At 34.5% G+C, this 11815-nt stretch carries 11 protein-coding genes and 9 pseudogenes; 5 read left to right on the top strand and 15 right to left on the bottom strand.

What is annotated here, in order from left to right:
* Positions 1 to 3: 3 nt before the first annotated feature.
* The 5 genes and pseudogenes from MHH45_RS04820 to MHH45_RS04800 form a co-directional block, all read right to left on the bottom strand.
* Positions 4 to 484 (bottom strand): annotated as a pseudogene (locus MHH45_RS04820) (site-specific integrase).
* Positions 485 to 559: 75 nt separating this feature from the next.
* The gene (locus MHH45_RS04815; protein WP_016114763.1) at positions 560 to 877 is read right to left on the bottom strand and encodes an N-terminal phage integrase SAM-like domain-containing protein; all 318 of its coding nucleotides are present in this window, start codon (positions 875 to 877) and stop codon (positions 560 to 562) included.
* A 24-nt stretch (positions 878 to 901) separates the two neighbouring features.
* Positions 902 to 958 (bottom strand): annotated as a pseudogene (locus MHH45_RS04810) (hypothetical protein); the annotation flags it as partial.
* 138 nt (positions 959 to 1096) lie between these two features.
* Positions 1097 to 1576, bottom strand: coding sequence for a DUF2247 family protein (locus MHH45_RS04805; RefSeq protein WP_016114764.1), 480 nt, complete (start codon positions 1574 to 1576; stop codon positions 1097 to 1099).
* 166 nt (positions 1577 to 1742) lie between these two features.
* The gene (locus MHH45_RS04800) at positions 1743 to 2018 is read right to left on the bottom strand and encodes a TIGR04197 family type VII secretion effector (protein ID WP_077294315.1); all 276 of its coding nucleotides are present in this window, start codon (positions 2016 to 2018) and stop codon (positions 1743 to 1745) included.
* Between the two features lie 288 nt (positions 2019 to 2306).
* On the opposite strand from MHH45_RS04800, the pseudogene MHH45_RS04795 reads away from it, so the two are divergent.
* Positions 2307 to 2423 (top strand): annotated as a pseudogene (locus tag MHH45_RS04795) (N-acetylmuramoyl-L-alanine amidase); the annotation flags it as partial.
* 88 nt (positions 2424 to 2511) lie between these two features.
* Here the strand turns inward: MHH45_RS04795 and MHH45_RS04790 are convergent.
* Together MHH45_RS04790 and MHH45_RS04785 are read right to left on the bottom strand one after the other, a co-directional pair.
* Entirely contained in the window at positions 2512 to 2820 is a 309-nt protein-coding gene (locus MHH45_RS04790) for a hypothetical protein (protein WP_016114766.1), read from the bottom strand.
* Positions 2821 to 2835: 15 nt separating this feature from the next.
* Complete coding sequence (locus tag MHH45_RS04785) at positions 2836 to 3120, bottom strand: hypothetical protein (RefSeq protein ID WP_016114767.1); 285 nt, start codon at positions 3118 to 3120, stop codon at positions 2836 to 2838.
* Positions 3121 to 3306: 186 nt separating this feature from the next.
* On the opposite strand from MHH45_RS04785, the pseudogene MHH45_RS04780 reads away from it, so the two are divergent.
* Positions 3307 to 3876, top strand: a pseudogene (locus MHH45_RS04780) (FtsK/SpoIIIE domain-containing protein); the annotation flags it as partial.
* A 51-nt stretch (positions 3877 to 3927) separates the two neighbouring features.
* Here the strand turns inward: MHH45_RS04780 and MHH45_RS04775 are convergent.
* Positions 3928 to 4542 carry a hypothetical protein gene (locus MHH45_RS04775; protein ID WP_016114769.1) on the bottom strand — a complete coding sequence of 205 codons (615 nt, stop codon included), beginning with the start codon at positions 4540 to 4542 and terminating at the stop codon, positions 3928 to 3930.
* Between the two features lie 450 nt (positions 4543 to 4992).
* On the opposite strand from MHH45_RS04775, the gene MHH45_RS04770 reads away from it, so the two are divergent.
* On the top strand, positions 4993 to 5388 hold the full coding sequence (locus MHH45_RS04770) for a hypothetical protein (protein ID WP_016114770.1): 396 nt from the start codon (positions 4993 to 4995) through the stop codon (positions 5386 to 5388).
* A gap of 296 nt (positions 5389 to 5684) precedes the next feature.
* Here MHH45_RS04770 and MHH45_RS04765 read toward each other — a convergent pair whose 3' ends face one another.
* The 7 genes and pseudogenes from MHH45_RS04765 to MHH45_RS28015 form a co-directional block, all read right to left on the bottom strand.
* Positions 5685 to 7115 (bottom strand): IS4 family transposase, encoded by a 1431-nt coding sequence (locus MHH45_RS04765; RefSeq protein WP_051124587.1) that lies wholly within the window; start codon positions 7113 to 7115, stop codon positions 5685 to 5687.
* A 510-nt stretch (positions 7116 to 7625) separates the two neighbouring features.
* Positions 7626 to 7787 (bottom strand): annotated as a pseudogene (locus tag MHH45_RS04760) (thioredoxin); the annotation flags it as partial.
* A gap of 16 nt (positions 7788 to 7803) precedes the next feature.
* Positions 7804 to 8313, bottom strand: coding sequence for a site-specific integrase (locus tag MHH45_RS04755; protein WP_016114772.1), 510 nt, complete (start codon positions 8311 to 8313; stop codon positions 7804 to 7806).
* Positions 8314 to 8497: 184 nt separating this feature from the next.
* A pseudogene (locus tag MHH45_RS04750) lies at positions 8498 to 8587 on the bottom strand (SMI1/KNR4 family protein); the annotation flags it as partial.
* A gap of 106 nt (positions 8588 to 8693) precedes the next feature.
* Positions 8694 to 9272 (bottom strand): suppressor of fused domain protein, encoded by a 579-nt coding sequence (locus MHH45_RS04745; protein ID WP_088094489.1) that lies wholly within the window; start codon positions 9270 to 9272, stop codon positions 8694 to 8696.
* A 29-nt stretch (positions 9273 to 9301) separates the two neighbouring features.
* A pseudogene (locus tag MHH45_RS28020) lies at positions 9302 to 9412 on the bottom strand (hypothetical protein); the annotation flags it as partial.
* 129 nt (positions 9413 to 9541) lie between these two features.
* Positions 9542 to 9760 (bottom strand): annotated as a pseudogene (locus tag MHH45_RS28015) (hypothetical protein); the annotation flags it as partial.
* 1139 nt (positions 9761 to 10899) lie between these two features.
* Here MHH45_RS28015 and MHH45_RS04735 point away from each other — a divergent pair.
* Positions 10900 to 11142 (top strand): DUF3947 family protein, encoded by a 243-nt coding sequence (locus MHH45_RS04735; protein WP_016114774.1) that lies wholly within the window; start codon positions 10900 to 10902, stop codon positions 11140 to 11142.
* A 153-nt stretch (positions 11143 to 11295) separates the two neighbouring features.
* Positions 11296 to 11643: pseudogene (dut, locus tag MHH45_RS04730) on the top strand (dUTP diphosphatase); the annotation flags it as partial.
* Positions 11644 to 11815 lie beyond the last annotated feature (172 nt).

The following is an 11815-nucleotide window of genomic DNA, read 5'->3' as shown; positions in this document are numbered from 1 at the left end:
TTTCTAACGAACGGTTTTATTTCCGAACAATTCGTTTGCAAATTGGTCCACCGCAGTTTCTTGAAGTCCTGGTACGACATGTGAGTAGGTGTCTAATGTGATGCCTACTCTTTTATGTCCTAAACGTTCACTTACAATCTTCGGATGAATACCTTGTTTCAACATTAGAGTTGCATGAGTATGCCTTAGATCATGGAACCGAATATCAGGAACCTCACTTTTCTTTATAAGCTTTTTCCAGAGCTGTGTCAAACTTCTGAAATTGCAAGGATTTCCGTTAATGGTAGGGCAGACTAAATCATAGTCGTTATATTCACTTCCGTGCCGTTCTTTTTCTACATTTATTCGTTCATGATGTTCTTCTTTCAAAATCAATGTCTTTCCATTGTAGACCTAGTATTTCACCTTTACGCATTCCACAAGTGATTGCAAGAAGATAAGCTACATAATAACGACTATCCTGAGCATTTTTTAAAAAACGCAGTACATCTTCCTCAGACCAAGTGTTTACTGTTTTTTCTACCCCTTTAGGTGGACTTACAACATCCGCAACATTTTTTTAAACAATTTTATGTCTCATTGCATAAGAAAGGGCAGTACGAATAATCTGATGTATACTTCGTACCGTAGTGGGCTTCATACTTTCTGATAGATCACTATAAAATTTTTCAAGATCTATACCCTTTAATTTTTGCATTGGAATGTTACTGAGTTTTGGTATATTACGATTATTAATATGTTTACTAGAGTTATAGTACGTGGTTTCTCTAAGATTTATCTTCCTAGCTTCAAGATATTGAATAAAGAATTCACGTACTCTCATTTTTGTGGGCTCGATATACGAGCCTTCTTCTATTTCTACGATTCTTTTAGCCATATCGGTTTGTGCTTCTTTTTTCGTTTTATATCCTGAAAACCATTTCTGGCGTCTTTTGCCCGTTTCAGGATCGGGACCAATGTCTACTATTATTGTCCATTTGTAACTTTCTCTTCACTTACTCCAAGCCAGGTAACATGGTTCATTGAAATATCCAATCCTAAAGAAGACTTGTTCTTCAAAAAGTTCTTTTCTTGCCCTCAGAATCTAGCAAAATAGTTAGTCAATAAATTTTTTCTCTGAATCTAAAAATTTATAAAACCTATTTAGTAAATCTTTCTTCGTAGTTGGGGTATCTTGGGGCATATAAGTAATAAAACTTGTCATATCTTCAGGATAATCATGTCTATCATAAAACTCTGCAATTCTATTTAATAGTTCATCTTCATCAGTAATCTTTTCTTTTAACTTAGATAAGTAAACAAATCTTGGTTTCCTATTCTCATTCTGTAATTCTTCACTATTTTCTTCTAAATTAGGAAAATAGGAATCTTTAATTTCAAACAAAATTTTATCTAAATCATTAGAATCTATTCCCCAAGCTAGTTCATTAACAAAAGCATCATCATCACCAGCTTCCATTAGTTCCACCGCATAAACAGAAATGACATTCGGTTCAAAATATTTTTTATTTACACCAGTATAAATAGTTTTCCAATCATACTTAAGACCTTTGTCCTTAAAATCTATTAAATCCATATAATTCTCCTTTTACTTTTTTGGAACTTGATTTGGTTTCCCTGTAACAATTCCATTTTCAATAAATCTTCTATGACTTACTTTTGATTTAATTGATTGATTTGTTTTTCGATATCTTGACTCATTTTTTTCCTCCTACCGTTTTACCTTTACGTAGGTTGTCACATTAGCGAAAAGTGTTGTGAAGTTCGTTATCCATTCTCTCGAACTCTTTGGCTACCGAATGAATATTATCGACCGCTTGTTGAAAGGCGGCACAAAAATGTTTCGTTAAATCTAAAGCTTGTTGGTTCGCTTCTTGTGCTTTGGAATTAACAGATAGCGTAGTACGCGTCGCCTTTGTTATAGAACGATTTATCGCACTTTGGATCGTATTCGAAGCTGCTCTCATCTGCGTAGCGATTTGTTGTGCCGCTTGAAAATTACTTTGAAATTGTCCCATCGCATAAACCCTTTCTATATTTCTATGAACGTATTAAGGAAGGGGAGTGCCTAGTATGTATGTCTATTATCCTAATGTTCTTCATAGGAACACTCCTGGGAAAATATTGCGAATTTAATTATAGCAATAATTGGCTATGTTTTCCTTGGGAAATTCCTTTTTATAACATGTGTGTTTTTACAGTCTTCAGTCGGTGGGGGAGAGTTCATAATGAGAGAAAGGGCTTTGCCAGGAATGAAATGATAGATAAAGAGATTAGATATGGCTTAAATAGTAGAGGTGGGTATAGTATTTATAATCGATGCAAAGGTAACTATTAATGGTTCACCACAATACAAAGTACACAACAGTAAGGGCAAAACATACTATGTTACTGCAAACGAAGCCTATGTAAACGTCTATTAACCTAGCAACGGCATGAAAAAGAAACCGATTCCTATTAAAGAGTCGGTTTCTTAGAATTATTATGCCAAATGTTTAATGATTATAAATATTACACGATAAACTCAAAATTTTCCGGAAAGTCAATGTTATTCATATTTTCTATACCACCATTTTCTAGTACATGAGTATATACTTTATGAACACATTTATACAACAGAGAAATATGTTTCTCCGGTATATCATCTAGTAAAACAAATGCTTCATCGGGGTTAGTTTCATTCTTTAAAACTTTAAAATTCCATCTGCTATAACGATCTGGATAATTCTTACAAGATTCAATATGTGGGCCAAAACTATAAATTACACTTTCTTTATCTTCATTTTCTTTAGTTACTACAATTGTTGGATATCTTCCCATTGTTTTTAACACTCCTTAATCAAATGCTTTATCAAGAGGAATTTTTAAATGCTCATCAAAAGGTACCATAGGTTCAGTTTCTGGGGACTCCCATGGTCTTCCAGAATCAACTGTTCTATCATGCGCTGTTCTATAATTAGTTTTAAAAATTCCTTCAAATCGAGATTCAAAGTATTCATGTTTAGGTAATTCTATGTCATTTTCATGATGAATACCTTTTTCTAACCGTTGCCAAGCTCTTGCAATTCCAAAATCAGGGTCAAACCTATCTAATCCTCGATCAAGATCATGTTCTTTCATAAAAGATGTTCTTTAATACGATTGATTCTTGCTTCTTTCCAACCGGTATTTTTAACAATTCCTGAAACATCAGAAGTTGAAGCTCTAATTTCATTATACATTTTTTCTACATGCACAAGTCCGTCATCATATTGGGTTATATAACTTCTTGCCCCAGACTCAAGTAATTTTGCATCCTCAACAACTTTTGCTTCCTTATCATCAGCGAATCCGAATCATGCTCATTTCTATCTCATCGATTTGAAGGAAGAAGGGCTAGAATTTAGCGAATACAAGAAATTACAACAAGTCGAATCCATTGCGGAAACACCTGAACAAGCTCATGCTATGCTGATAAAAGTTATGGAGAAGATGAGTGAGCATGGTAAATATATGAAAGAACGAGGAATCAAGAACATTGTCCATACAAAAGAAAAAGACCGGTATTTCATTGTAGTAGACGAAGGAGCAGTACTTGCGCCTTCAAAAGGGTTACCAAGAGGACAAAACCAAATGTTAGAGAAATGTCAATATATGCTCAGTCATATCGCACGAGTTGGGGGAGCACTTGGTTTCCGCATCGTCTTTTGTACACAATATCCAACTGGTGATACATTACCGAGAGTTGTAAAACAAATGGCCAATGCTAAGTTGGGATTCCGTTTGCCTACACCTACAGCGTCAGAAGTTGTAATTGATCAGTCCGGATTAGAGCATTTACCATCCATTCCAGGAAGAGCTATATATATGAAGGTCTATGTGATTCAAAATATATAAGAGTGTAGCAAAAAAAAACCGCCCCTCTATTTATAAGTAGAGGGGTGGGGGTTACGAGGGATAAACATCTTCAAATTTAATCCCAACAAGCATATGTTTCATCATTATAAGGCATTGTGCACTATCATTAACTGTGAAAGAACAAACTTCCTGTTTAGTTTTTTTTACAACCAAAACATCAAAACTAATGGCTAAAACGTCTGTAAGATAGTCTTTGTCCTGAGTATCTATAGCGATTAAAATATTATAAGTATATCTTGGAAAAACACTTCCAGTGTTATACCAGAAGATCCATGGTTCAGCATCTTGCTTATTTAAATTAATAAACATGTTAGTAATAGCATCGGTCACCTGACTTACAATATCTTGGTTTATACTTTCTCCCCAATGATAAGTAGGAAATGCTAAAATATCTTTAATAATCAGATTACTAATTTTCTCAATCAATTCTGAAATTTGAAGTGCTTCTCCTCCGATGATTGCTTCCTGTGACGACTTCAAAAAGTTTATATCACGATTTGATTCTAGCACGTTGACTAGAGTGCGAGGATCAGTGAAATCATTAAAATCCATATCCAATTCTTCAAAGAATTTCTTTAATTTAAGAACTTGTCCCAAATGTTCTTGTTTCACAGTAAACACATTATGAAAGTGATTATTCCCCATTTTTCAACAGTCCCTCCTATATAGAGCATAAGACAGATATATGATGGGAATTCCAATATATAACTATTTTTTGTTTTAAAATGTGGTATTGTACCTTTTCGAAAATAAGTTGTCCTAAAGTCTTGAAGAATAAGATTGTTTAGGTTCATTTTTTTGTTCACTGTAGTTTGAATAAACAGTGAACAATTTCGTACGTTAAGGATGTTATATAGACAGTATCTAATGCTTGTTATAGTACTTTGTTTTTAAGTAATGGGTTTGGAAACTAATTTTTGATCATATTTCTGTTAGTTTCGTTAAAAATAAATAGAGTTTCTTATAGGACGTTGTCCACTATGGACAAACTATATAGGGGAATAAATAGATAAATGGAAGAATAAATATAATAATATGTTCTTAAGTGAATAGTTATTTTCATAATTGGTACAAATTTATATTTGGAGGCGTATTATGAAAAAGAAACTAATTGCTATATCAGTTGGTTATATTTTAATCTTAAGTGCATGTGGAAATAATAATGAATCTAGTAAAAATGGGTATAGGTTTAATGGTACCTGGGAATTGATAGACAAGGCTAATACAAAATGTCCACCTACAATCGTGTTTTCAGGGAAAGATAAGATGGTATGGAAAGGACTCACTAAAGAAGGAGATAAGAAAACTGCGGAGTTACAATATACAAGAATATTTGAGGATGAATTCCAAGTAAAACTTACTGATCTTAAGATTAATGGAAAAACAACAGAAAGCAGTGAAGAAGAAAAAACTACTGTTAAAATGATAAGAGATAATAATAGGTTACGCCTTGTGAATAATGGTAATTCTTGTACTTATTCATTAAAGTAATTATTTATTTTAGATATCATTTTATTGATAATGCGTTTAAAAGTACTCTTTAATGAGTGCTTTTTTTATTGGATAAATTGGACTTCTAAAAAGATATGCTCGACTTTGAGCTTATAAAGCACAGTGGAAGGGGATCGCGAAAAGCGAGTCCCTTCTTGGGGCAGCGCCACACATCCATCAACTTAAGGTATATTTTTATACAAAATGGGGTCTTTTCACGTAATATTTTATTATCGTTTATAGATGTTATAAAAGTAGGCATATCAAATAAACCCTGACGGGTTTGAATTTTTTTACTATGCTACCTGATGAGTAGAAGTGGTATACTCATACACAACACCCAAAATGTCAAAGACTGTCTTTTTCTCGTATCGATGAGATTTTCGTCCGTTGCGCTGTAGGAGGTTAAACAGACGAAGGAGAACCTTTGATAGCTCTTGGGTGTTTTTGTGTAATGCTTGGTGAAAAAGTGAAAAATAATCTTTAATTATGTACATCGCTTTATATTCACTTAGCTCTTTCTGTTTCTTACGTAATAGGAGTTCTCTCATCTTAAACATTGTAGAAGAACATAATAGGATACTAATGAGTTGTCCATAAAGATGACATTCTAATCGCTCTTGTTTAATAGATTTACAACGATGAATTTGAAACCAGGATTTCCATATTTTAAATAACAGTTCAATTTGCCAACGTAGTGAATATAAATCATAGATTTTCTCTTTTGGTACCCATTCCGTAGGAATGTTTGTCATATATACCGTAATTCCTTGTAAAAGTTTCGTACGCTCTGTATATGTAATTCCTTTTTTCTTTTCACGAATAGCTCGATCACGTAGGCGTTTTTGTTTTTGCTCCTCCGTACATTTATAAACCACAATGCGAGTAGGTAGTTTGTCTTTGCTCCCTACATATACATCATGTAATTCATACACTTGGCCAGGTTGTAATTGGTTCATAATGTCTTCCAAATGAATTTGTATATATACCGGCCTCAGTTGAGCGGGTTTTGTTTTAAATATGACTGTTTCGAATTCCTTTCTATATATCTTAGTTGGTAACTTAAGACGTGATAAATAATATCCTTGCTTATCTTGAATAGACTTAAAGTCTTGTAAACGAAAATATCCTAAGTCACGAATATATAGTTCATTCTTTTGTGCCATACCTGTTCGAGTCGCACCATACGCTTGATCACTTCGTTTTCCTGGTTCAATTTTCACATCAGAAAATTCTCCACTCAACAAGTCATACTCCAGTTGAATTTTTACACCAGCTTTATGACTACATCCTCCGGCACCAGGATAAGTAGATGCAAATCGATCCGGCACTTGAAATGTTGTAGAATCAAGGATAAGAATACGCTCAAAGTAAGTAGAAAGAGCATGAGAAATCTTAGATAATCCCCCAATTTTAGCTTGTAGAAGTGTAGTAAATACAGTTCGAAAGAAGGCTACAGAAGCCGAGTTAAATCGCCGATTAAGTCCCTCAGGACTTAATAAAATTCCTGTTGAAGTTTCTAATTGACTACAAAGTTGAGTAAGAGAGGTAGTAGCGATTTGTTGATTTAACCATACACACAAAGATAAAAAATGGTGCCCATGGCACTTACGTTTTCGTTTCATTCCGCCTGCTTCTATAGCTAATTGATTAAGTGTAGCAGGAGACATATAGCGATATAACTCTTCGGCAAATAAAGACAACTCTTGTTTTTGATGCATATTCATAAAAAGCACGTCACCCTTTCTCATTAACATAAGAGAATAGTAACGTGCTTTTAACTTCAAGAATAGTCTAAATCCTTAAGTTGATGGATGTGGGGCAGCGCCACATCACCATCAAGTTAAGATTTTGAAGTATCTCCAAAACGAAAAAAGAATTTATTACGTAGCCATAAACATAGGTAATAATGTTTTTATTTATTAGGGAGTTCAGATAAAATACTCCAAATAAGGATATTATATTATGAAATTTTTAAAATCCCATAATTTAATTGATGATTTGCGTCATAATGGCAGTGAGAGTGATGAGTAATAGAAGAAATACAATGGAGGTTTTTAGTAGAAGAAATATAAAAAAGTGCTAACAAGTTTGCAAACAGGATTGCAAACAAAAATGCAAACTAAACGAATACTTCTTAGTAATGGTAAGAGGTAAATGGTCGCTGATATGTCCTCTAAACCCTTATATTATAACGTTTGTTAACGATGTATACTCATGCATAAAACTGACTACTTCACCCGTACACAATCTGGGAACCATGTAGTGAAGAACTTAACTACTACTGGCTCCTCGCTTGCGATAATGTCTTTCAATTCCTTTTCAGACTTGATTTCTTTCATGTTTTTCGCTCCCTTTACAATTGTTTTATTTTGTATTTTTTCAGGTGGTAATTTCATTGAAAAATCGAAACTTCTAACGAACGGTTTTATTTCCGAACAATTCGTTTGCAAATTGGTCCACCGCAGTTTCTTGAAGTCCTGGTACGACATGTGAGTAGGTGTTTAATGTGATGCCTACTCTTTTATGTTCTAAACGTTCACTTACAATCTTCGGATGAATACCTTGTTTCAACATTAGAGTTGCATGAATATGCCTTAGATCTTGGAACCGAATATCAGGAACCTCACTTTTCTTTATAAGCTTTTTCCAGAGCTGTGTCAAACTTCTGAAATTGCAAGGATTTCCGTTAATGGTAGGGCAGACTAAATCATGGTCGTTATATTCACTTCCATGCCGTTCTTTTTCTACATTTATTTGTTCATGATGTTCTTCCAGGGCGTGTAATGTGATTTCAGGAAGTACGATTAGATGTTTCCCTGTAGAGGTTTTTGGTTCATGAAATTCTTTAGTAATACGAGAAAGGGTTCTTCTTTCAAAATCAATGTCTTTCCATTGTAATCCAAGAATTTCTCCTTTACGCATGCCGCAGGTAATAGCCAGTAAATATGCAACATAATAGCAAAGGTAAAATATATTATGTTACTGCAAATGAAGCCTATGTATATGTGAAGTGAAAATCCGACTTTTATGAGTTGGAGTTTTTATCATACTTTAGATTTTCTGCTTTCCATATTAAATACATTTTGTATAAATTATTAAGTGCTTTTTATTCAAAACCAATAACAATCCATTCATCTACATAACTCCAAAAGTTAACATTATATTTAGGCAGCCTCTTTGCTGACCAAAAGGTAGCCAAAGGTGCCTTTCTACTTGTCTGATTTATTTAAAACTTGCTATTTAATGAGAATTATAATTTGTAAAAACAATGTTCTCTTATACTTAAAGTATTCAGCATGACATTACAGTACAGACTCTCGTTCAATATCGAAAATGTCTATCTCATTTTGCTCAAATAAATCTTCAAGCTTATTTGAACCATTTTGTTGAGCAAATAAATATTCTTTTTCTGATATTGGGACGGCAAGCAACCATGCGACTTTTTTGTCTGGGAAATCAATTGTTTGCAACTGATCTTCCCACAGAAATGGTGGCACAAAAAACATATGTTTCATTTCACTGTTAGGATAATAAAACTTCAACACATCCAAAAATATTTGACCTGGATAGATTGGCATTTTTGAATTGATTACACAAAAAGCACATGTTGCTAGTACATTTGCATAATTATTATAAGTTGTTGCGCTCGCACCAACAATTTCTACTCGTAAAGACTTTCCATCTATAGATCGTCCTATTGAATGCATATACAAGCCAATAGTAGAATACGATGTAACCCCCTCACAAGGTTTATCTCCTGTTGATAAAATATCTATATTACTTATACTATTATCATCCCAATATTTAGAAACAACAGGATTACCTCCAAACACTTTTAAAGCTGATTTAGCAATTATTTTACTTTCATTTGATATCCCCATTATACTCTCCTATCTTTCGCCAATACTTCTTAATAATTCCAGTCTCCAAAATAATCATCCGTTAAATCTTCACCTTTAGCATTATCCCAGACATCATCTCTTACGCCCTTTCTATATCCTGAAGGTCTGGTGTAAGTTTTATCGCCTGAGTCACTTTCAATACCATTTTCTTTTTTATACTTATCCCAAGTCTTACTCATTTCATCCTTACTATATTTACCTTTGTTGGCAGTTCGAAATTCATTCCATGTCAATGGGTTAGAACTACTACCACCAGAAGACGAAGAAGACTGGAATTTTTGAAGAGTATCAATACTATTTTGAATTGTATTATACTATACAAATCCACCATGTGTAACAACACCCACTCCAGCTGCTGTAAGAGCTGCATTAGCGGGAAGAACTCTTGGTGATGCTGCCCCAACAGTTACTCCTTCTAAAAATACAGTTCCAACATTAGACCCTGTTACAAGGGCAGAACCACCTAAACATTATGGAAGCTGTAGACAGAGCGATTGACCAAAATGCAAAGCGTTGGAAATAGATCAGTGGCATTCTATTCGATTGGCAAAAGAAGAATGTCAAAACAATTGCAGATGTAATCAAGCTCGATGAAAATTATAAAAACCGAAGAGGTGGTGTAAAAGCGGCAACACGTCGGAAACGCTATGGCAGTGGTAATGCAACGAGCAGAAATTATGAGGAAGAAAATGCGAGCAGAGAGCGGAACATGCCAAGCTTTATTAAGCGAGTATAAGTGCTCAAAATGCATGGATTCAGAAGTTGTTTTTTATGAAGAAGTGAATGAATTTGGTAGGAGTAAAAAAATAAGGACAAGCAGTCGTACCTGCCGTCCTCATTAGGAGAAAGATTACCCTGGATAAAAACCACGAATAATCAGAAAACACGCTCGTAAATAGTGTTAACGTAAATTTAAATATATATACAACAAAATGGGATAAGCAAAAAATGCTTATCCCAAGAAGGGTAATTTAGGAGAAATTCAAAACACCAAAATGACTCGTATTGGTAAATAGATTCGTTGATAGTATATGTGAAATGAAAAAGATTATACGAAAAGCAGATAGCTCTTTATGCTATCTGCTTACGTTGAAAATTATGTTTTCTCAAAAAACAGTAATACAGCAACTCACTTATGGGTAGTTTGTGTGAATTAAAAAAGTTTATACAAAAAAAGGGCAGACAACGCTTTTGGTTGCCTGCCGGTGGGTTGAATGAGTTAGCGAATTGCAATAAATTGCGTTCTCATTACAAGAAGAGTGAAGCCGCTAGTTCGGACGGCTTAAGGATAGTGTGGGCTAAGAAATATGAATTTATGTGAAAAATGTAATCTGTTACGTCCAAATGAAGAAATAAATAGATATTCATCAGACAAGGGAAATGGAGCATATCTTTAATGAGGTATAGAAAACTGTCAAATTGGGAGAAACCTTAAAAAGCTAGGCGACAGCTTAATCGAAGGGAGAACGGAGAATATGGCTGAAGAGAGAAACTGGGATCAAATCTGTACAAAGGCTGAGAAGTTTCACAAATTATCAACTTTAAATCAATATGCATAGTATGAAAGATGGAAGGTGAGAGTATTTACGAGGAGGGGGGGAAACGAATGTTTCCCAATTATTTTTACAATGAAATGCGAATGCGTCCTTTAGGAGGGCAGGGTCCTGCACAAAGTACAATTCAAGCTGTTCACCAGGCTATGCAAGCACAGCAACAAGCGTTACAAGCACAACAAATGCACCAAAGTATACAACCTTACTATTCATCGCAATATTATTACCCGATGTATATTACACAGGATGGAATGCTTTTTTCAGGGATTCCGCATGAAACTGTATATGGTTTATAGCAAATAATAACAGGAGACATTGCTGTTCGATGGACACTTATTCATAAATAATTTAACAAAACGCTTTTTAATTAAGTTTCAGCTTAACAAAAGAGGATCTGCCACGAATAGCAGACTCTCTCTTAAAATGGAAAAGAATAACTCTTACCTTACTCTTTTATCTGGCGAGGAGAAATGAAGGTTGTGCCAACAGGATTAGCTTTTGAGATTCCACCAGGATACGAATTACAAGTACGACCACGTAGCGGTATGACGCGTGACACGAAGCTACGAGTGATATTAGGTACGGTTGATAGTGGTTTTAGGGGAGAAGTTGATGTCATTGTTGATAACAACGAACGAGTATTGGGAGCGAATATGCAGGCTCATGTTATTGAAAGAGGGACGCGCATTGCTCAAGGCGTTATAGCGCCAGTGGAAACAGCACATTTTGTGGAAGTGGACGAGCTATCGGAAAGCCAAAGAGGTAAAAACGGATTCGGATCAACAGGAACTAAGTAATACCAAATTTGAATTTTGTTCAGGGTGAAAATTTAGTGAAACAAAAAGTAATGAATAAAAGGAAAAATCCCTGGGGGACAGGGATTCGATAAGGGAGATATTGTTGTCGTGCAATGTCGAAATTTGGCATATTCAACAAATTAATATTATCACGAATTTTTAGGGAATTGTG

The organism is Bacillus sp. FSL K6-0042, from assembly GCF_038006685.1.
GTDB lineage: Bacteria > Bacillota > Bacilli > Bacillales > Bacillaceae_G > Bacillus_A > Bacillus_A pseudomycoides.
This window is presented reverse-complemented; position numbering and strand designations above follow the sequence as displayed.

What these genes read in the sequence shown, in the direction of transcription:
- MHH45_RS04805 (WP_016114764.1), bottom strand. Translation starts at nt 1,576, where the DNA reads ATGGATTTAATAGATTTTAAGGACAAAGGTCTTAAGTATGATTGGAAA.
- MHH45_RS04770 (WP_016114770.1), top strand. Translation starts at nt 4,993, where the DNA reads ATGAAAAAGAAACTAATTGCTATATCAGTTGGTTATATTTTAATCTTA.
- MHH45_RS04745 (WP_088094489.1), bottom strand. Translation starts at nt 9,272, where the DNA reads ATGGGGATATCAAATGAAAGTAAAATAATTGCTAAATCAGCTTTAAAA.
- MHH45_RS04815 (WP_016114763.1), bottom strand. Translation starts at nt 877, where the DNA reads ATGGCTAAAAGAATCGTAGAAATAGAAGAAGGCTCGTATATCGAGCCC.
- MHH45_RS04800 (WP_077294315.1), bottom strand. Translation starts at nt 2,018, where the DNA reads ATGGGACAATTTCAAAGTAATTTTCAAGCGGCACAACAAATCGCTACG.
- MHH45_RS04765 (WP_051124587.1), bottom strand. Translation starts at nt 7,115, where the DNA reads ATGAATATGCATCAAAAACAAGAGTTGTCTTTATTTGCCGAAGAGTTA.
- MHH45_RS04755 (WP_016114772.1), bottom strand. Translation starts at nt 8,313, where the DNA reads ATGCGTAAAGGAGAAATTCTTGGATTACAATGGAAAGACATTGATTTT.
- MHH45_RS04790 (WP_016114766.1), bottom strand. Translation starts at nt 2,820, where the DNA reads ATGGGAAGATATCCAACAATTGTAGTAACTAAAGAAAATGAAGATAAA.
- MHH45_RS04775 (WP_016114769.1), bottom strand. Translation starts at nt 4,542, where the DNA reads ATGGGGAATAATCACTTTCATAATGTGTTTACTGTGAAACAAGAACAT.
- MHH45_RS04735 (WP_016114774.1), top strand. Translation starts at nt 10,900, where the DNA reads ATGTTTCCCAATTATTTTTACAATGAAATGCGAATGCGTCCTTTAGGA.
- MHH45_RS04785 (WP_016114767.1), bottom strand. Translation starts at nt 3,120, where the DNA reads ATGAAAGAACATGATCTTGATCGAGGATTAGATAGGTTTGACCCTGAT.